Annotated in this window: 23 protein-coding genes; 12 read left to right on the forward strand and 11 right to left on the reverse strand. The window is 41.3% G+C overall.

The annotated features are described in order from the left end of the window. Positions 1 to 2: 2 nt before the first annotated feature. Positions 3 to 254 carry an FUSC family protein gene (locus H9Y05_RS04515; protein ID WP_216713612.1) on the reverse strand — a complete coding sequence of 84 codons (252 nt, stop codon included), beginning with the start codon at positions 252 to 254 and terminating at the stop codon, positions 3 to 5. Positions 255 to 327: 73 nt separating this feature from the next. Here H9Y05_RS04515 and H9Y05_RS04520 point away from each other — a divergent pair, with 73 nt between their 5' ends. The 3 genes from H9Y05_RS04520 to H9Y05_RS04530 are packed head-to-tail and all read left to right on the forward strand — an operon-like array spanning position 328 to position 2,731. Further along, positions 328 to 510 carry a hypothetical protein gene (locus H9Y05_RS04520; RefSeq protein WP_216713613.1) on the forward strand — a complete coding sequence of 61 codons (183 nt, stop codon included), beginning with the start codon at positions 328 to 330 and terminating at the stop codon, positions 508 to 510. A gap of 9 nt (positions 511 to 519) precedes the next feature. Further along, positions 520 to 1,425, forward strand: coding sequence for a polymorphic toxin type 23 domain-containing protein (locus tag H9Y05_RS04525; RefSeq protein WP_216713614.1), 906 nt, complete (start codon positions 520 to 522; stop codon positions 1,423 to 1,425). A gap of 13 nt (positions 1,426 to 1,438) precedes the next feature. Continuing rightward, positions 1,439 to 2,731 carry a cryptochrome/photolyase family protein gene (locus tag H9Y05_RS04530; protein ID WP_216713615.1) on the forward strand — a complete coding sequence of 431 codons (1,293 nt, stop codon included), beginning with the start codon at positions 1,439 to 1,441 and terminating at the stop codon, positions 2,729 to 2,731. Between the two features lie 175 nt (positions 2,732 to 2,906). On the opposite strand, the gene lpdA is transcribed toward H9Y05_RS04530, so the two are convergent. Beyond that, complete coding sequence (lpdA, locus tag H9Y05_RS04535; protein WP_216713616.1) at positions 2,907 to 4,298, reverse strand: dihydrolipoyl dehydrogenase; 1,392 nt, start codon at positions 4,296 to 4,298, stop codon at positions 2,907 to 2,909. 95 nt (positions 4,299 to 4,393) lie between these two features. Further along, positions 4,394 to 4,783 carry an START-like domain-containing protein gene (locus H9Y05_RS04540; RefSeq protein ID WP_163490824.1) on the reverse strand — a complete coding sequence of 130 codons (390 nt, stop codon included), beginning with the start codon at positions 4,781 to 4,783 and terminating at the stop codon, positions 4,394 to 4,396. Between the two features lie 61 nt (positions 4,784 to 4,844). Here H9Y05_RS04540 and H9Y05_RS04545 point away from each other — a divergent pair, with 61 nt between their 5' ends. Then, positions 4,845 to 5,597 carry a methyltransferase family protein gene (locus tag H9Y05_RS04545; protein WP_163490823.1) on the forward strand — a complete coding sequence of 251 codons (753 nt, stop codon included), beginning with the start codon at positions 4,845 to 4,847 and terminating at the stop codon, positions 5,595 to 5,597. 6 nt (positions 5,598 to 5,603) lie between these two features. Here H9Y05_RS04545 and H9Y05_RS04550 read toward each other — a convergent pair whose 3' ends face one another. From H9Y05_RS04550 to H9Y05_RS04570, 5 genes are all read right to left on the reverse strand, one after another. Beyond that, positions 5,604 to 5,987, reverse strand: a complete 384-nt coding sequence (locus tag H9Y05_RS04550) for a mobile mystery protein B (RefSeq protein WP_235992111.1) — start codon at positions 5,985 to 5,987, stop codon at positions 5,604 to 5,606. Positions 5,988 to 6,131: 144 nt separating this feature from the next. Then, complete coding sequence (locus H9Y05_RS04555; protein ID WP_163490822.1) at positions 6,132 to 6,527, reverse strand: mobile mystery protein A; 396 nt, start codon at positions 6,525 to 6,527, stop codon at positions 6,132 to 6,134. A gap of 169 nt (positions 6,528 to 6,696) precedes the next feature. Then, complete coding sequence (locus tag H9Y05_RS04560) at positions 6,697 to 7,239, reverse strand: DUF7935 family protein (RefSeq protein WP_163490821.1); 543 nt, start codon at positions 7,237 to 7,239, stop codon at positions 6,697 to 6,699. 124 nt (positions 7,240 to 7,363) lie between these two features. Continuing rightward, positions 7,364 to 8,128 carry a LuxR C-terminal-related transcriptional regulator gene (locus tag H9Y05_RS04565; RefSeq protein WP_163490820.1) on the reverse strand — a complete coding sequence of 255 codons (765 nt, stop codon included), beginning with the start codon at positions 8,126 to 8,128 and terminating at the stop codon, positions 7,364 to 7,366. A 54-nt stretch (positions 8,129 to 8,182) separates the two neighbouring features. Next, positions 8,183 to 8,860 (reverse strand): metal-dependent hydrolase, encoded by a 678-nt coding sequence (locus H9Y05_RS04570; RefSeq protein ID WP_163490819.1) that lies wholly within the window; start codon positions 8,858 to 8,860, stop codon positions 8,183 to 8,185. A 164-nt stretch (positions 8,861 to 9,024) separates the two neighbouring features. Here H9Y05_RS04570 and H9Y05_RS04575 point away from each other — a divergent pair, with 164 nt between their 5' ends. The 3 genes from H9Y05_RS04575 (at position 9,025) to H9Y05_RS04585 (ending at position 12,992) form a co-directional block, all read left to right on the forward strand. Next, positions 9,025 to 10,230, forward strand: coding sequence for a thioredoxin family protein (locus tag H9Y05_RS04575; RefSeq protein WP_216713617.1), 1,206 nt, complete (start codon positions 9,025 to 9,027; stop codon positions 10,228 to 10,230). Between the two features lie 108 nt (positions 10,231 to 10,338). Beyond that, positions 10,339 to 11,850: a sodium:solute symporter gene (locus H9Y05_RS04580; protein WP_216713618.1), complete on the forward strand. Its 1,512-nt coding sequence runs from the start codon at positions 10,339 to 10,341 to the stop codon at positions 11,848 to 11,850. Next, positions 11,847 to 12,992: a putative sugar nucleotidyl transferase gene (locus H9Y05_RS04585; protein ID WP_216713619.1), complete on the forward strand. Its 1,146-nt coding sequence runs from the start codon at positions 11,847 to 11,849 to the stop codon at positions 12,990 to 12,992. The genes H9Y05_RS04580 and H9Y05_RS04585 overlap by 4 nt, the downstream gene beginning before the upstream one ends. Here H9Y05_RS04585 and H9Y05_RS04590 read toward each other — a convergent pair. Together H9Y05_RS04590 and H9Y05_RS04595 are read right to left on the reverse strand one after the other, a co-directional pair. Next, complete coding sequence (locus H9Y05_RS04590; RefSeq protein ID WP_216713620.1) at positions 12,962 to 13,738, reverse strand: hypothetical protein; 777 nt, start codon at positions 13,736 to 13,738, stop codon at positions 12,962 to 12,964. The genes H9Y05_RS04585 and H9Y05_RS04590 overlap by 31 nt on opposite strands. Before the next feature lie 51 nt (positions 13,739 to 13,789). Continuing rightward, the gene (locus tag H9Y05_RS04595) at positions 13,790 to 14,665 is read right to left on the reverse strand and encodes a serine/threonine protein kinase (protein WP_216713621.1); all 876 of its coding nucleotides are present in this window, start codon (positions 14,663 to 14,665) and stop codon (positions 13,790 to 13,792) included. A 94-nt stretch (positions 14,666 to 14,759) separates the two neighbouring features. Here H9Y05_RS04595 and H9Y05_RS04600 point away from each other — a divergent pair, with 94 nt between their 5' ends. From H9Y05_RS04600 to H9Y05_RS04615, 4 genes are all read left to right on the forward strand, one after another. Further along, a complete protein-coding gene (locus H9Y05_RS04600; protein ID WP_163490813.1) occupies positions 14,760 to 15,209 on the forward strand; it encodes a hypothetical protein in 450 nt (149 codons plus the stop codon). 14 nt (positions 15,210 to 15,223) lie between these two features. Next, positions 15,224 to 16,045, forward strand: a complete 822-nt coding sequence (locus H9Y05_RS04605) for a hypothetical protein (protein ID WP_216713622.1) — start codon at positions 15,224 to 15,226, stop codon at positions 16,043 to 16,045. A gap of 103 nt (positions 16,046 to 16,148) precedes the next feature. Next, positions 16,149 to 16,541, forward strand: a complete 393-nt coding sequence (locus H9Y05_RS04610; protein WP_163490811.1) for a DUF1987 domain-containing protein — start codon at positions 16,149 to 16,151, stop codon at positions 16,539 to 16,541. Positions 16,542 to 16,553: 12 nt separating this feature from the next. Further along, a complete protein-coding gene (locus tag H9Y05_RS04615) occupies positions 16,554 to 17,288 on the forward strand; it encodes a lysophospholipid acyltransferase family protein (protein WP_163490810.1) in 735 nt (244 codons plus the stop codon). A gap of 13 nt (positions 17,289 to 17,301) precedes the next feature. Here H9Y05_RS04615 and H9Y05_RS04620 read toward each other — a convergent pair whose 3' ends face one another. After that, positions 17,302 to 17,847: a YcxB family protein gene (locus H9Y05_RS04620; protein WP_163490809.1), complete on the reverse strand. Its 546-nt coding sequence runs from the start codon at positions 17,845 to 17,847 to the stop codon at positions 17,302 to 17,304. Positions 17,848 to 18,042: 195 nt separating this feature from the next. Between H9Y05_RS04620 and H9Y05_RS04625 the strand changes: the two genes are divergently transcribed. Then, on the forward strand, positions 18,043 to 19,638 hold the full coding sequence (locus tag H9Y05_RS04625) for an acyl-CoA carboxylase subunit beta (protein ID WP_394366340.1): 1,596 nt from the start codon (positions 18,043 to 18,045) through the stop codon (positions 19,636 to 19,638). The last annotated feature ends 59 nt before the right edge of the window (positions 19,639 to 19,697 follow it).

Raw genomic sequence — 19,697 nt, forward strand, 5'->3', positions numbered from 1 at the left:
GTTTATTTTAGGTTGCGTTCGTTTAACAGGTTGTTCAATTCCTTCTGTTTGTCCTTGGGTTTATTTACCAGTTTATAGATCAAAAACAACGGGATCAGTGTCAGAAATCCCCAACTGTTCGCAAAAACGCTGAAACATACAATTCCAGCCAGAAAACCAATGAATACAGCATCAATGATGGTGTTTGTTTTCATTTTTTTTGCTTCCTGCAACAATTCCTGGTCGGTTAATTCTGATAGTTCTTTTTGTTTCATGTATCTGTTTCTGTATACCTTATCCGGGTAAGAAGAAAGGTGTTTGTGCAAATCTACTATAAATCATGAAAAAATGAGTACATGGTTTGTATTCTGTCAGTGTAGAAATACATTTGAAATTACAATTCAGGAGAATGTGTCAACAGGATTGTTGCATGCAGAGAGGGAGTTGAACGGATTTGTTTTGTTACGTTGCAGACAATCTGGTCAGAAAGAATTTGACGTACGACGATTATTTGGAACATTTTTTGACTAATTTGTCCATGTGAAAAATCTGGCGGTATTCTTTTTTCTGACACTTTTTGCTCGTTGTTACGGGCAAGGAGTTCGCTATGAAAAGCCGAATGCCGGGATTCAAACAGGATTGGTACTCAATATCGGAACACATGAACTAGCTGTCGGCTGGCAGTTGAAAGGATACATCGGGTTTGATTATGCGCAACTCAACCTGGGAAATACCTTTTCCTGGAAAGTATACAGTTTGGGAAACAGGAAACGGTTCTTTGAAAACAGAGCTTATGCCGGTGCTGCGTTGATGGTTGGTAAAAATAATTCCATTGTTGACTTTGAACTGGACGGATTGAGCCATCAAACCCGAAAAGATGTTGGTGTCGCTTTCAATTACCTGGTGTATACGGATAACGCGGGGACCTCTCAACTTTCCGGGGGATTTGCCCTGCACATTAAAAATGTATCGGTTCGCTTTGAAAATGATGTGTTCGGCGGACAGGCGCGGGATCGTTTCCGAACAGGTATTTTGGCCGTTTCCTATCGGCAGGAATGGTACAAAATCAATGCGGGGTTGTATATCTGGACAGGGGAGACGCGGGGTTCGTTTTGGGATAAATCGATTCGAACCAACGAAATGCCGGGCGGTTTCCGTTCCCTGGAAGATCTTCCCTATGGAAAAACATCCCATGGCATCTATTACGGAGGAGTCCAGTTTTTATTACCGTACGGGAACATTGTGCATCTGAAAATCGGGGCGGATAGTGAACATTTTCGTCATTTTTTCCAAAACCGGTTGATTCACGATTTGTATTTTTTACCCCGGACATTTGAACGAAACACGCCTCATTATCCACGATTGGATGAAAACGGTTGCCCTGTTTTTGAGAAAGAATTGGTCCGAAAAACAAGGTACTATCTTCAATTCGGCATAAATGAATAATTTTACTCCCGGTATGGAAAATAAGGTAGTGATTTTTTGGTTCCGGAGAGACCTGCGGCTGGATGATAATGTCGGGCTGACACATGCGCTGAAGAGCGGCTTCCGGGTACTTCCTGTGTTTATTTTTGACACAACAATTCTGAATTTACTGGAAAATAAGTACGATCGACGTGTGGATTACATTCACCAGGTACTGACCCTGATGAATGAACAGCTGCATCAGCACGGATCGGGAATCAAAACATTTCACGGTACTCCTTCCGAAGTATTTGATACAATTGCGACGACGTATGCGGTTGAAGCAGTCTATTGCAATCATGATTATGAACCGGATGCGATCAGACGCGACTTGTCGGTAAAAAAGCAACTGTCTGAAAAAGGAATCGCGTTTCATTCATTTAAAGACCAGGTTGTTTTTGAAAAAGGGGAGGTTGCCAAAAGCGATGGAAGCCCGTATACAGTTTTTACACCGTATGCGAAAAAATGGAAAGAAACACTGCAGATCAATGAGTACAGCGTTTCAATTGCCGATAACGGGAAGTTTGTACCAATGCCTCCTGAACAAATTCACTCATTGAGTGCGATCGGGTTTCAAAAAACGGACATGAAATTCAGTAAGCCTTCCCCGGATGAATCAATCGTTAAAAACTATCACCTGTACCGGGACTTTCCCGCCATGAACCTGACGACATACCTGGGAATTGCCCTGCGCTTCGGAACGATTTCCGTTCGTCAATGTGTCGATTTCGCCCGGAAACACAATGAAACATGGTTGAATGAACTCATCTGGCGTGAATTTTTTATGCAGATTCTGTACCATTATCCCCAGGTGGTAAATACCAGCTTTAAACCGCAGTACGATTTTATACAATGGCGTAATAACGAAGAGGAATTTGCCCGTTGGTGTGAAGGAACGACGGGGTACCCGATTGTAGATGCGGGAATGCGTCAACTCAATGAAACCGGGTTTATGCACAACCGTGTGCGGATGATTGTTGCCAGCTTTTTGTGTAAACATTTATTAATTGACTGGCGGTGGGGAGAAGCGTATTTTGCGGAAAAATTGAACGATTATGATCTTTCTGCCAACAACGGGAACTGGCAATGGGCTGCGGGTTGTGGCTGCGATGCGGCACCGTATTTTCGCATTTTCAACCCGACGGCACAAACACAAAAATTTGATAAAAACTTAGAATACACACGAACCTGGAATCCGGACTTCGAATTAGCTGTTCCGATCGTTGACCACCAGGCAGCGCGTGAGCGGGCACTCAAAACCTATGGTGCAGCGTTGAAAAAAGAATGAGATAAAAAAACACAGATGGGTATTCAATAGATAATCTGTGAATGGTGGTTATGAAACAATAGTGATGTCATACGAAACATCTTTCTACTATTGAATTGAATCGGATACAGGTAAACATTTAGAACTAAAAAAGCGGCCCTAAAGCCGCTTTCTGTATTTTTATCGTAGTCACTTCTTACAAGTGAATCACTTCTCCGTATGCTGCTGCTGCTGCTTCCATGATTGCTTCTGACATCGTCGGGTGCGGGTGAACTGTTTTGATTAGTTCTTCACCTGTTGTTTCCAGTTTGCGGATTGCGACCAATTCGGCAACCATTTCCGTTACATTCGCTCCAATCATGTGACCTCCCAGCAATTCACCGTATTTCGCATCAAAAATCAATTTCACAAAACCGTCTTTTGCTCCTGCTGCACTTGCTTTTCCTGAAGCGGAGAACGGGAATTTCCCTACCTTGATTTCATATCCTGCTTCTTTTGCCGCTTTTTCTGTCATTCCAACAGAAGCAACTTCAGGCGAGCAGTAGGTACATCCCGGGATATTTCCGTAGTTCAACGGTTCCGGGTGATGTCCTGCAATTTTCTCCACACAGATGATTCCTTCTGCAGAAGCTACGTGTGCCAACGCCGCAGTCGGGATTACATCTCCGATCGCAAAGTATCCCGGAATATTTGTTTCGTAGAAGTCGTTTACAAGGATACGCCCTCTGTCGGTAACGATACCCACTTCTTCCAATCCGATGTTTTCAATGTTTGCTTCAATTCCTACTGCTGAAAGCACAACATCCGCTTCTAATTTTTCTTCTCCTTTTTCTGTTTTTACAAACACGGTACATCCTTTTGCAGATGTTTCCACTTTCTCAACAGCTGAACCTGTCATTACTTTGATTCCTGCTTTTTTGAAAGACTTCTCCAGTTGTTTTGATACCTCTTCGTCTTCAATCGGAACGATGTTCGGTAAGTATTCAACAACAGTAACTTCCGTACCGATTGCATTGTAGAAATACGCAAATTCAACACCGATTGCTCCGGATCCTACAACAACCATCTTTTTAGGTTGTGTTTTCAAGGTCATCGCCTCACGGTATCCGATGATCTTTTCTCCGTCCTGCGGAAGATTCGGTAACTGACGTGAGCGTGCTCCTGTTGCAATGATGATTCCTTTTCCTGCTGTATATTCCGTTTCTTTTCCGTCTTCTCCGGTTACAACCATTTTTTTCCCTGGCTTCACAACACCTGTTCCTTTGATGACATCAATTTTGTTTTTCTTCATCAAAAACTGAATTCCCGCGCTCATTCCGTTTGCAACGCCACGGCTTCTTTCAACCATTGCACCGAAATCCGCTTTTGCATCCTTCACCTGGATTCCGTAATCGGAAGCATGTGTCAGGTATTCAAAAACGTTGGCACTTTTCAACAATGCTTTTGTCGGAATACATCCCCAGTTCAAGCAAATTCCTCCCAGGCTGTCGCGTTCAACAATTGCTGTTTTCAATCCCAATTGGGAAGCTCTGATTGCTGTGACATATCCACCGGGACCTGAACCTATAACAATAATATCGTAGCTCATAACTATTCTTGATTTTTGTAAAAATAAAAATTATCGCAGGGCGAATTTAGTGATTTATTTGCCGATAGCAACGGTGGATAGGAATAAAATTTGGGTCATGCTCCGATCAGCCTTCTTAAATCGCTGACGTGTTGCTCCCATAAGGCTTTCGCCTCTTTTATATCTTCTTCCGCTGCGGAACCGGAAATGGTCAGAATCACTGCATTGGTTAAAGGATCAATGTGATACCTGAATCCGAAATAGGTGTCGATTCCTTCTTCTTCGTCTTCGATCCATTGCCATTTAATCGCTTGTCCTTTTTTTAAACTGAGCAGCCGCGCCTGTTCGATATACCCGTCCCATTCAAATGAATAAATATCGTCCTTTATATTGACATCATCACAAAACCAGTCAGCGAGTCCGCTTTGGGTAAAAAGAACGTTGTCGAGTACTTTTGGAGAGGTTTTTAAAACGTATTCTAACTCAAAAATTTTCTTATCTTTCACAGTTGTTGTTATTTGTTTTAACTTCGCAGCTAATTTTTTGCAATATACATAATTCTTTTCAATGGCATTAGTACATTCATTCGAAACAAGTGGAAATAAGCTGTTTAAATACAGAGGGCAAATTCCCGTAGTGTTATTTTTAATGGCAATCCCGGTTGTTTATTTCACTGATTATAAATGTGTTGATGAAAACCCGATGTTGGATTGGGGGCTGTTGATAACTTGTGCATTAATTTCATTTAGTGGTCAGGTTATCAGGTCGATAGCGATCGGAACGGCCAATAAGCACACGTCGGGAAGAAATACAAAAGAAGGACAGGTGGCAGAGGCGCTGAATACAAAAGGAATTTACTCAACGGTGCGACACCCGCTCTACCTGGGAAATTACCTGATGTGGATCGGAATTGTGGCGTATACATATAACATTTACTTTGTGATCATCGTATCTTTGTTGTTTTGGATTTATTACGAGCGTATCATGTTTGCGGAAGAGCGTTTTCTGGAACGCAAATTCGGTGATGATTATGTGAACTGGTCACTAAAAGTTCCGGCATTTATCCCAAGTTTTAAGAATAAGGTGAAATCAGAAATTCCGTTTTCGTTCAAAACAACATTGAGAAGGGAGTACTCCGGAATCACTGCAACAATTCTGGGATTCGTTTTTGTTGATTTTCTACGTGTCTGGTTTACAAGCGGAGAGCCTCAGTGGCGAAAAGAACACCTGATCGTATTGATTGTCGCATTTGGAATAACGCTTTTGCTACGCTCATTAAAGCATTACACAAAAGTATTGCACGAAGCTGACAGATCATAAGCAGGATCAGGCGAATTTCATCAGCGGGTAATAATCTCCCTTATCTGCTGTTTTTGAGTGACTGGATATACCTGTCCCGGATGGAATTCTTCTCGGATAAATTACATCCGGCTCCCATGAGAAAAAAGTATTTCCAAATATCTTTTCTGAAATAATATCTGCCATTAAACGGCTGTGCCGCCCGTTTCCGTTGGGAAAACAATGGATGGCAACCAATCGGTGCTTGAAACGTATCGAAAGTTCATCGGGTGAATACGTTTCGTGCTCCACCCAAAAACGGGCATCATCCAGCAGGTATTTTAAGTCTGTGGCTACCAGGTAGCTTTTAACACCGATATTTTTTTCACTTTTTCGAAATGTACCGGCCCATTTCCAAATTTCTCCATACATTTTTTATCCAATGTCCAAAGCAGTGCCTCTTCGATGTTTTTTTGCTCGAATTCGTTTAATTCCGACCGGGTAGAAAAGCTCTTGATTTTCAAACCGTCTTTTTCCTCCTCGTCTAAAGGTGTTTGCCCTCTGGTATATGACAGGTTAATCCCACAATGATTTCGGCATTTTTTCAATGATCTCCTGTTTGCGTTCTTCTAATGCCTGTTGCAGTCGTCCATATGAAATTTCCTGATCTTCCAGTAACATACTTTGCGATGTCCGGTGTACAATTTCGTAGGCCAATCGTGAAGCTTTCCGATCGATCAAAGCGTCAATGGAACCATCTTTCGGTACAAACCCATAGACCAGTTGCATGTCTAATGCTTCCGCCAGCTCATGTAATGATTTTAGCGCAATGCTTTTTTCCTGTTCGCTTTTTTCAAGTCGTTGTATGTTTTGTTTCGAAACCCCCAGTTTCTTGGCTAATTGTTCCAATGTCATGCCCAAAGCAGTGCGTATGGCGTTAACCCACCCGTTTTTTTGGCGATCTGTGCGCATTGTAGTGCTTTTTTATTCATGACGATTTATTTTTGTAAATCTATATGTTTACAAATGCATAAAATAATCAACTTATATGTTGACTTTTTTGGAACCGATATGAACAAGTAGACATAAAAAAACGCTCACATTATTTGTGAGCGTTCTTCTTTAATTGTAGAATGTTATTTTAAAACAACCGTTGCAGATCTTCTTTTAATGCTTTTACAGTAATGTCACTCGGCAATTCTCCTATTTCGGCTGTCAGCTCAAAGATTTTGGCTGCCAGATCTGTACTCATGGAAGTTGGTTGCATTTGTTTTCCTGCAATGTTGATGATTTTCACGGTTTCTTCTTTGGAATTTTTTACCATTTCCCAAAGACCCGGCGTAATAAACAGTTGTTGTGCTACATTGTGATCGTATTCATCACGAATGGCTTTGAGCAATTCGGTTTGGTAAGCAGCAGAAGGTAATCCCGGGTTGATAGTACGCATAATCAGACTGTTCGGGTGGATACGCTCCATTAACAGAACTGCACGCTGATAGGCATCTACACGGTTCGGAAGAAAGAACTCCTGACGTTGTTTTTTTAATTCGGATTGTAATTGACGCATGCTGTTTTTGTCTTCCTTTTCGGCATTCTTTCTTAAAAATAAAACCGTTGTCATTAATACTGCTCCGGCAGGAATGACAATCAGTGCAATTTGGAATACAATTTCTTCCCAGTTCATATTTGTTTTTATTTTGGTTAACGAAAATAGATTTTTTTGTTGAACAAGCAGCTATTTCCTGTATTTTTTTAGAGAATGCAGGAAGTGGAAAAAGTAACAATTGAATGACAAAATACGATTGTTATTATACCCATCCTTCCCGAATCGATTTGACCAGTAGCTCACTAACGGAACTACATCCTGATTTTCGCAGAATGTTTTTCCGGTGCACATGAATGGTATGAATACTTAAGTTGAGCTCATGGGCGATTTTTTCGCTATTGAATCCCTCTAATACATAACGTAAAACTTCTTTTTCCCGTTTGGTAAATACCTCTTGTGATTTTGAGAAAACAGATTTGGGCTTCACATTGATGAAAGAAGGCTCTCCTTCAAGTCCGATGAATGAAAGTGTCATTTGTGAAGATGGCGCAAGATCGGTAATATCGGTGTGAAATACCAGATTGTACAAAACAGATCCTTCTTCATCTATTTGAACGGTGACGGATTGTTGAAGAATATTGATGTAGGAGCCGTCTTTTTTCCGGATCCGGTAATTATACCTGCTTTTGTACTTCATCAGTTTATCGATGGGAAGCTGTTTTTTGAAATCCACTACAGTCGATTCAAAATCTACAAAATAGGGCAAGTCATCCGGATGGATGTTGTCCAGCAACAATTCTGTTGAAAACTCTTCAGGCTTGTATCCCAATACATGTTCAACTGCGGAAGAAACAAAATCAATACTTCGGAAAGAGGGAGTGAAAATAAAGAAATAATAATCTCCTGGTTGAAAGACGTTTAATAATTTCTTGTACAACTCAATCTCAAGCGTCAACTCTTTCGGGTTGGCGTTTTTTCCGATTTCAGCCCATTTTTTTTTAACCTCTCTAATGATAATTTTCTTCATCCGTATGCAATGAAATGTGGTATTCTGAACTGTTTATAACAGCAATGATATGTGCTAAACAGATAATTGTTCTCCTATATTGAGGAGAATCAGTTCTTTTCCTTTCCCGGAGAACGTCGATTTGGCCTGTTCATGATCAATTGTAATGAGTTCTGCTGTATCATAGTGAATCCCCATAATCTTCGTACATTCAATAAAATCAGCTGCTACGACTGCTTCTTCAATGTCCATTGTGAAATTTCCGCCGACAGGTAAAATGGCCAGATCCAGTTTGTAAAAAAGAGGAATAAGCTTCATGTCCATTGTCAAGGCTGTGTCCCCTGCAACATAAATGGATTTTCCGCCTTGTTGGATCACAAACCCCAACGGGTTCCCGCCATATGTTCCATCCGGAAATGACGAGGAGTGAATGGCAGTGACCACTTTTACTTTTCCGAAATCAAAATTCCAACTGCCTCCCTGATTCATTCCATGACCTTTAATGCCTGCTTTATCGTAATACGTTACAATTTCATGATTGGAGATAATCAATGCATTGGTTCGCTTGGCAATTGCTTCCACATCCCATACGTGATCGTAGTGTGCATGTGTCAGTAAGATATAATCAACCTTCAACGAATTGATGTCAACCCCTGCTGCTTTAGGATTCCCCGAAATAAAGGGGTCAACCAGGATGTTTTTGCCGTTGAGTTCAATGTGGATGCATGAGTGTCCGTAATATGTAATGTTCATAGTTTTTCGTTTTACTTTTTAATGAATGCCGAAGATAATGAATGGGAAATAGAAATACAAGAGTGCAGGTAAAAAGTTTATGCCGGAAAACAGGCTGCAGGTAGTTGCTCTAAAATAAATGGTTAACTTGGTACGTTAAATACCCAAAACAAATCATGGAACGAATGAAAAATTACAGAAATAGTATCAAAAATGCGGCGATCGGTGTGTTGACGCTGTTAACTTTTTTACCGGGACAACTTTCCGCTCAGAGTAGAATAATTGAATTTGAATCAGGGTCGTGGGAGGAAGTCGTTCAAAAAGCAAAAAAAGAAAACAAACCGATTTTTGTGGATGCATATGCCGTGTGGTGCGGTCCGTGTAAATGGATGGCTAAAAACGTCTTTACCAATGATACAGTTGCTGATTTTTACAATACTAATTTTGTCAACGTGAAGATGGATATGGAAAAAGGCGAGGGGATTGAGTTGGCAAAAAAATGGAAAATTCAGGCGTATCCTACATTGCTGTACTTTTCACCGGAAGGAGACATGATCCACCGGATTTGTGGGGCGTATCCTGCAAATGAATTTATCACAGGAGGAGAAAATGCATTGAATCCTGAAAAACAATTTGCGCAATTTGTCAAAAAATATGAAAACGGAAACCGTGAACCGGAGTTCCTGGCACAATACGTCCAGTTGTTGGCTGAATCCTGCATGGGGGGGAAAGAAGAGACAGAAGTGTATTTTGCGACACAAAAGGACGAAGAATTAGCCAGCGAAAGAAACTGGCATTTGACACTGATGTTGGTAGACGACATGAATTCCAGAGTGTTCAAACACTTAGAGAATAACAAAAAAATATTTGAAGAAAAGTACTCAAAAGAAGCAGTGGCAGAAAAGATGGAACAAGTTTACACCACAGCGCTGATGAGGCCGCTTTACAAAAAAGATGCAGCCGCTTATGAGCAGACAAAACAGGAACTTATCTCCCGTAACAATGAACTGGCAACAAAAGCAGTAGCAGCATCAGAAATGAAAAATTTTGAAATTCGTAAAGAGTGGGACAAGTATGCAGAAGTTGCAGGTAAATTTGTTTCTACTTACGCAATGGATGACTCTCAAACATTGAACAGCATTGCATGGACATTCTACGAACAGGTAAAAGATCCCAAGCAGTTGAAAAAAGCAACTGCATGGGCGAAAAAATCTGTTTCCTTGTCTGAAAACCCATACAATCTGGATACGTACTCACATTTGCTACATGCAACAGGAAACAAAAAAGAAGCAATTGTACAGCAAAAACGTGCCATTGAACTTGCAAAGAAAATGGGAGATCCGATGGTGTCTGACCTGGAAAACAGCCTGAAAGTATTTGAAGGAAACTAAGAGCAATCGATCAACAATCGGATACAAAATGTAAATTTGCAACTGTGGGTTCTGACCTATTTTGGTCAGTTCCCGCAGATGCATGAATTGTAACGAACGAAACGATAGATGACACCGGCACTTATTATTACCATTTTAGCGATCTATTTTGCAGTACTGATTATCATATCAATCATTACTTCCCGTGGAGCGAATTCAGATACCTTTTTTACGGGAAACAGGCAGAATAAATGGTACCTTGTTGCATTCGGAATGATCGGCACATCGCTTTCTGGAGTAACATTTATTTCGGTTCCGGGCACGGTTATCAACGACGGAATGGGCTATTACCAGGTTGTTCTGGGATACATTCTGGGCTATATTGTGATTGCTCAGGTACTGATGCCCTTGTATTATCGGTTGCAGGTTACGTCCATCTATCAGTACCTCGAAGAACGGTTTGGTGTTGTCAGCTATAAAACCGGAGCGAGTTTCTTCATGCTTTCCCGCACGTTGGGTTCTGCAATTCGTTTATTTCTGGCAACGGAAGTCCTGCACCTGTTTTTATTCGGTCCGATGGATATTCCGTATTGGGTCACCGCAGTTGTAACCTTACTTCTAATCTGGATTTATACGTTCAAGGGAGGAATCAAAACCATTGTCATCACCGATGCGTTTCAGACGATTTTCCTGATTAGTTCGGTGATCATTTGTACCGTGATCATTTCAAAGGTGTTGCAGGTCGATTTCTTTGGGTTGTATGATAAAATCACTGCTGCAACAACCAATAACGGACATTCCATGTCAAAGATTTTATTTTTTGACGACCCGAATTCCAAATTGTTTTTTCCGAAACACTTTTTCGGAGGAATGTTCATCGCTATTGCCATGACGGGACTGGACCAGGACATGATGCAAAAAAACCTGTCGTGCAGAAACCTGCGCGATGCCCAAAAAAACATGTATTCCTTTACAACGATTCTGGTGATTACCAATTTCCTGTTTTTATTACTGGGAGGAGCTTTGTACGTCTATGCAATGGAAACCGGAGCTGATCTGCCGATGAAAGACGGGAAAATTATTACCGATCACGTTTTTCCTTCTTTGGCGTTAAGTGATTTCGGACTGGTGGCAGGGATTTTCTTCCTGTTGGGGATTACAGCCTCATCTTATGCTTCAGCAGATAGTGCCTTGACCGCGTTAACGACCGGATTCTGCATTGATTTCCTGAATTTCCCCAAACGGGATGAAAAACAGCGGCAGCGATTAAAATTGATTGTACACATTGGTTTTTCTGTACTGTTTTTGCTGATCATACTTGGTACAAGATGGTATGTTCAGAATCATCCGGGGACAGATTTAATCGGATTGATCCTCACGTTGGCAGGTTATACCTACGGTCCGTTGTTGGGATTATTCTTTTTCGGGATTTTGACAAAGCGAAAATTAAACGAATGGTTGGTGCCGTTTGTATGTATTCTCATTCCTGTTCTGTGCTATATCCTGGATAAACATTCAGTTGACTGGTTCAACGGATACCGGTTCGGGTATGAAATGCTGATCTTAAACGGAATACTTACATTTACAGGATTGTACCTGATTTCTCATCAACCGACAAACGAAAAAATTACAGCAGGATGAAACTGGTTTTAGCAGATAATGGTTTGCATAAGCGATTTGCGCCACTCACATTAACACGTCCGGTGGCTGATTTGCGCATTGGTATTCTTACAAATACAGAACGCTGGAAATTCCTTGCCAATGCGGAGGTGTACTATGAGACGGAAACATACCTGCAAGGTAAGTTTGTTACATCGGAAGATCGCGATATCACGATAAACGCAACAGTAATTCCTTCCCGTGAATTGGCAGAAGTGATTCTGTCATTACCCGATAATTCCGTATTGAATTACGGAACAACCGAACTGGCAAGGAAGGGAAATGGTGTAAACCAGGTACGTTGGACAGGAGAACAACCGTTAATTATTTCTCAACGCTGGCACCTCTATCAATTCAATGGAACAGCACTGGAACAGGATTTTCAGCTCCTGACAAAAGACCGCGTGAGCCAACCATTGTCTGTAACAAATACCGTGATTGGTGATCCATCTCAAATTTTTCTCGAAGAAGGGGCGGTCGTGGAAGCATCCATGCTGAATACCAAATCAGGGCCGATTTACATTGGAAAAGATGCCGAAATCATGGAAGGATGCAGTGTGCGGGGAGGATTGGCTTTAGGTGAACATGCAGCCTTGAAAATGGGGGCCAAAGTATACGGAGCAGTCACACTTGGTCCGCATTGTAAAGTCGGGGGAGAGGTGAATAATGTTGTATTTCAGGCATATTCCAATAAAGGACATGATGGATTTCTGGGAAATGCATTGATTGGTGAATGGTGTAATCTCGGAGCGGATACCAATACTTCGAATCTAAAGAATAATTACGGCAATGTTTCTACGTATTCGTACGAAGCCGAAGCAGAGATAAAAACAGATGTTCAGTTTATGGGAGTGTGTATGGGGGATCACTCCAAATGTGGTATCAATACAATGTTTAATACGGCAACAGTTGTCGGCGTATCCTGTAATGTATTCGGGGCTGAATTTCCGAATAAATTTGTTCCTTCGTTTTCCTGGGGGGGACAAAGTCCGGTTCCTTTTCAATTTGATAAGGCAGTGGAATATGCCAATAACATGATGCGAAGAAGAGGGATGGAGTTAACAAATGAAGAAATTGATATCCTGCGTGAAATTCATTCCCAAAAGACAAAATCAAACCCTTGACTGTGATAAATAACAGGTTCTGAAAAAGTGCTGTTTGCTACATCTGAAAACTGGCGTTTCTTTTCTTTTTTCTCATCGTGTACAGGGAGCTTCTGACCGACTGCAATGTGAGCGACAAAAATTCGTTGTTCGTTTATATTGTATTCCCGGTAGGAACTGATTAAAAGTAATCCGGTAATTGATTGTATACCAGCATCGCGATCCAGGTACATGTTCCGGATATCATTGGCAATGGTATACTCTTCGTTAGTGATGGGAAGGAGGTGTTTGTGTCCGTTGTGACTTTTAAGATGGACCGTATTGTTAATGGTATCATAGATCAACTCTGCAAAATCACACTGGGTTTCATACCTGCAAAAGTTAATTTTACCGGATGTGATTCTTTTGAAATCGTTAAATCGTGTTGTTAGCGACAATCCTTTATCTACTATTGATTGCAGAATACTGTCATACATTAAATAGTGAATGCTCAGACCGGAATCAATGACCTCAGTATATAATTCACGTTGGTTGTTATCGTATACTTTAAGATAATTCTGTCCCGACCAGGTCAGTTCGTCGTTTGTTATATTCTGTTTCTCATCTGTTAAAGGTGCGGCAGATCCACGGTCAAGCCTGACTTCAACGACAACAACCCCTGCTGAAGTCATTCCCAACGGAAAAATTCTGTTTTGAACGGCAAAACTGCAAGACAGGAGGTGGGTGAAAAAAAACAAAGAGAATGAGATAGATATCAATAATTTCATGGCAGTGAGTTTGTGCTAAAATAGAACTTTTTACCTTGATTCCTGTATGGTTTACCAAAAAAATCGTTTCTCTTTGACTTGGTTAATAGCGTCAATCAATGCAGATGAGGACGTATAGCGTCGATCGAATGATTTCAGAAGTGTGTGTGTAACTTCTTCCCGGGACATTAAATTAGGTGCAGTCCGCCACTGTGGCTTGAAGCAAACATGCTGAATCCATTCGTTGAGTTGCCGGGGCATGGAAGAGTCAGCAGGAACCGGATGAGCCAGCTGCAAGTTGGTAAATACGCTCGGGTTGGTATGCGCAAGGGGTAACTTTCCGGTCCATAACCGATAGATTGTAATTCCCAATGCAAAATAATCAGTTGTCGGATTGATGAGGTCAATCCGGTTGAGAATTAACTCCGGAGCTGCAAATCCCAACGGAAAAATCAGTGAACGGGACTTGTCTGTTTGTTGGTGAACAGCCATTCCGAAATCAATTAAATGCACCCGGAAGTTTTCCAACGTTCCTTCGATGAGAAAATTAGAAGGCTTCAGGTCACAATGAAAAATCTCCTGCGAATGAATAACATCCAGCAATTGTGCTGTTTTTGTAACAAATTGGCGGGTAAATTCCAGTCGTTTCTTTTTGGGGATTGTTTCCCAGAATTCTGCTACACCTATACCGGGTTGATACTGAAGCAGCAACGAAATCTGTTTACCTGTTTCATCAAAATTTACTACCCGGGGAAGTTCAGTGTGAAGAAAAGTAAACCGATGCTCATTTTTCAGTTGTTCCAATGCCTGTTCGGAGACCATTCCTTTTTTTGCCGTTTTCAATACATACAACTGGCCGGTATCTGTGTCTTCCACACGAAATACCTGCCCGAATTTTCTCCGTTTTGAACTCCCTAAAGGGGTGATAGTGTGTGAATTTAAGCGCATAAACTTCTCCCGATAATTTTTTGAATAGACTATTTTTTCTTAAGTTAGCTAAAATAATCATTATCCACATTGGAAGACCTATTCAATAAATACCATGAAAGAAATAACCATCAAACAAACCCTGCTGGTTGTACTGATATTTGCTTGTTTGTCAATTGGCTTTGACGTGTTTCGCAAATTGGTACACCATTCATTTGACCTGAGCCACGTAATGAATTACGAGACCTTACTGTTCGAAGTGGCGCTCGAGTTTAAAACGATTTTTTTCACAGGCTTTATAACGACTTTAATTGTGAGAAAATTAGACTTTAACCAAATCAGAACAGTGTTGCTGTTGTTCTTTATTTTTGCATTTCTCTATTGCTTTATCAGTTACCTTTTTTCACTGTTTATATTTTTCTTTTTATCCGGTAAGCAGGAAAACCTTTACTTAAACTTTTATGACTCATTTGTCCGGTTTCTGCCCAATGGATTCAGTCAGGCAATTTTATTTTCATTGGTTTTGATCTTATTTATTCGCCGAACGATTGAAAAACAGTACTAACTTTAGCCGCTGAAATGAAGTTCAGACAACTGATAGCGGAAAGTGGCGGTACCAAAACCGATTGGTGCGGGGTTGATTTTGATCAGCAATTGCATCGGTTTACAACCGAATCCTACCATCCGCAACGGGTGGTAGATACAACTTTTTTACAGCGACAGAGGGAATTCTGGAAGCACTATGATCTCAGTGAGTGTTTCCTGCATTTTTATGGTGCGGGATGCCTGCGGGAAGAAAATCAACAGAAAATGAAAACAGCGCTCAAATCGTTCGGATTTTCAGAAATACTGGTCGAATCGGATTTATTTGCAGCAGCTCGCGCAGTGGGAGAGCAGGATGCAATGATTGCCATTTGCGGCACCGGAAGCGTTCTGTTTAAAATTGAATACGATCAATTGACAGAGCTCAGGGGAGGAACAGGCTGGGAAAAAGGAGACGAAGGAAGTGGCTTCTATTTTGGGAAACTACTGGTGTCACGTTTGATGGAAAACAATGGGCAATATCCTGAAATCCGGCAAATTGTTGAACAGTGGAAAAGTTTAAAAGAACTGGAAGATAGCTACAATACGCCAGCCTCCAAAGAACTCTATTCACAGCTGCCCCGGCTGTTTACGGCACATCAATCTCACCCGTTGATTGCAGGGATTCACCTGGAAAATGTACACCTGTTTCTCGAATTGTATGCACACGAATGCGATGCGATCGGGTTTGTCGGCAGTTATGCGTTTTACATGCAGGATTTTTTTCGTCTGGCATGCACACAACGGAATATCCGGCCTGTAACATTTATTGAGCGGCCGATTGATGTGATTATTAAAAAGACATATCTCATTAATTAGCTTGCAATTAGCAAGACGACGGGGAACTATTTCAATTTTTAATGCGTATTTATACCTGTTTATTTATTTTTTTTTTGCAATTTGCGCTTTCGAAACAGAAAAAATGGAACATCTATTAGTAGAATCAACCTCTCATACGCCTTATATATCATTCAACTCTGAGTTGGGGGTAATGGAAATAAAAGGAAGATCAATCCCCGAACAGGCGGATGATTTTTGGTTACCTGTTTTAAACTGGTTTGAATCCTATGTCCAAATGCCTGCAAAACAAACCATATTCAGAATTGATTTGGAATACTTTAATATTTCTTCTTCGAAGCGGATTTTATTTTTGTTGTACAAATTAAATAACCTTGCAAAGATCACGGAATCTGTTAAAGTAGAATGGTATTACCGTGAGGACGATGAAGATATGTATGAGGTCGGGAATGACTACGCATATATGGTAAAAGTTCCTTTTGATTTCATCATGTACAAAGAGCCTGAATTTGCTTAATCAACTATATTGATGCGATTAGTTTTTGGATTTCTCCTTTCTCCGGTATTTTACGTTGTATTCGGATTATTTCTTATTGTATTTCACCCGATACAATGGGTGTGTTACAAGTTGTTTGGATACAACGCACACAAAAAAAGTGTGGATGTTCTGAATTTCTTTCTGACGTATTCAGCTCTCTTGCTATTCAACGTCCCGCGATTAAAAAACAGGTTTGAATTGCCCAAAGGAAGACCGATCATCTTTGTTTCCAATCACCAAAGCACGTTTGATATTCCCGGACTAATTTTCTTTTTCAGAAAATACCAGGGAAAATTCATCTCAAAGATCGAATTAGCGAAATCGAAGATTCCAAGCATTGCTTTTAATCTGAAAGTAGGGGGTGGGGCAAACATCGATCGGAAAGATTCCGAGCAATCCATCGGAGAGATCAAAAAACTGGCGAAACGAATGAAAAAATATAAATGGTCAGCATTTATATTCCCGGAAGGAACACGTGCAAAAGACGGTAAAATGAAAGCATTTCAGGTCGGAGGTATTTCTACAATTGCGACGATTTGCCCGGAAGCATTGATTGTGCCTGTTGCCATCAAAGGGTCACTGGAAATGGCCAAAAAAGGATTTTTTCCCTTATTGCCGTTTCATAAAATGACGTGGGAAGTACTTTCTCCGATTGAAATCAAAGGAAGAGACATTCAGGATGTGGTGAAAGAAGCGGAAGATTCAATCCGTAAAGTAGTCGAGTAAAACGATCAGGAATTTATTTCCATTTCCATTCATTATCAATTGTATAATCAACCTTCAGGTGCTGTGCCAGTTTTTGTAGGCGAGCTCTCAATTGCTGCTGCTCGGCAATCTGTTCCTTCGGAATAAAAAACGTGCTGCCCCCTTTTAATCTGATCAGAAACAATTCACCGATTTCCTGCATCCTTTCAATTTCAGAAACAGGAGTTTTATTTTCATTTTGGTGTTCTCTTGCAAACAGGAAATCGTTGGTTATTTCCATGGAGAGTGTATTTTCGAAACGGTTTTTCATGTGTTCCCGGATAAATGTCGCAAAGTGCTTGCGGTAACTTTTTCGCTCCCACAACGGATAAAACAAAATCCAGAGAACAGCTCCTGATAAGAAGGAAATAGCGGCTACTTTCTGACCGGTTACAACTCCCACAATCGCAATCAGAACGTAAAAAACAGGAATCACGTACTTGGTTTTCTGCCGCTTTTTCCGGATGTTGTCAGAAATTGAAGCTAAAAACAATTGAAGTGTTACCAGGTCTTTTTCTTGAATGTTAAATGTTACCGTCATGAGATTACTTGATCGTTTATGGAAGTGTTGATGATTCTTTTGCTGCGCTAATTTATAAATTCCATGGATTCTTTTAATCTTTTCAATCCTCAAATTTTCTCAGTCTTTTCTTTTCATTAAATTTGTTGCAGTTAATCGAAATAAACTATGGCAATATCTCAAAAAGAGTTAGAAATCAATATCAATGATGATGATATGCGCTTGAAAATTAGCGCACTCGAGCGAACATTAGCAAAAATATATGAAGGTGGAGGTAAAAAGCGCATTGAAAAACTTCACGAACAAGGAAAACTGACGGCCAGAGAACGGATCGACCTCCTGTTAGACCCCAACACGGAACGGATCGAGATTGGAGCACTGGCAGGTTACGAAATGTACCCGGAACATGGCGGATGTCCTTCTGGTGGCGTTGTCATCGTAATTGGTTATGTGAGGGGAAAACAGTGCATTGTCGTGGCAAATGATGCGACAGTAAAAGCCGGTGCATGGTTCCCGATTACCGGGAAGAAAAACCTGCGTGCGCAGGAGATTGCAATGGAAAACCGCCTGCCGATCATTTACCTGGTGGATAGTGCCGGAGTATACCTTCCGATGCAGGATGAAATTTTCCCGGATAAAGAACACTTCGGACGCATTTTCAGAAACAATGCCGTGATGAGCTCCATGGGAATCGTTCAGATTGCTGCTGTAATGGGAAGTTGTGTTGCCGGAGGTGCGTATTTGCCCATCATGTCAGATGAGTCGTTGATTGTCAACGGAACCGGAACGATTTTCCTTGCGGGAAGCTACCTCGTGAAAGCTGCGATCGGTGAATCAATTGACAACGAAACCTTAGGAGGTGCCACAACGCATACCTCCATTTCAGGTGTGTGTGATTACAAAACGGAAAACGACCAGGAATGCCTGGCGACCATCCGGGATTTGATGGACAAGATCGGTCAGCCGGAAAATGCCGGATTTGACCGGAAAGAAAGCATTGCACCGAAGTTTGAGCCGAAATCTATTTATGGAATTATCCCTTCAGAACGCTCTAAACCATACAATGTAAAACATGTGATTGAGCGGTTGGTAGATAACTCCGAGTTCACCGAGTATAAATCCGATTACGGGAAATCAATCGTGTGTGCGTATGCCCGCATTGACGGATGGAGCGTGGGAATTGTAGCCAATCAACGGGAAATCATTAAAACCGCTAAAGGTGAAATGCAATTCGGAGGAGTGATTTATTCCGATTCGGCAGATAAGGCGGCACGTTTTATCATGAATTGCAACCAGAAAAATATTCCGTTGGTCTTCCTGCAGGATGTTACCGGTTTTATGGTCGGTTCCAAAAGTGAGCACGGAGGAATCATCAAGGATGGAGCAAAAATGGTAAACGCCATGGCCAATTCGGTTGTTCCTAAATTCACCGTTGTTGTTGGAAATTCATACGGAGCAGGAAACTACGCAATGTGCGGGAAAGCATACGATCCACGCTTGATTGTTGCCTGGCCGACAGCAGAAATTGCCGTGATGGGAGGTGCAGCGGCAGCAAAAGTGTTGTTGCAGATCGAAGTAGCGACGTTGAAAGGCAAAGGAGAAGAGATCACACCGGAGCGGGAGAAAGAACTTTTCGATACCATTAAGAGCCGTTACGACAAGCAAATTTCACCTTACTATGCCGCAAGCCGCTTATGGGTAGATGCGATTATTGATCCGATTGAAACGCGGAAAGTAATTTCCATGGGAATTGAGATGGCCAATCACAAAAAAGCAGAGAAGCCGTATAATGTTGGTGTGATCCAAACGTGATCATTGATTTTTGAATATTAGGGGCGATGGATGGATTGCCCCAGGGCAAACGCATTTAA

This window comes from Taishania pollutisoli (assembly GCF_014518315.1).
GTDB lineage: Bacteria > Bacteroidota > Bacteroidia > Flavobacteriales_D > Crocinitomicaceae > Taishania > Taishania pollutisoli.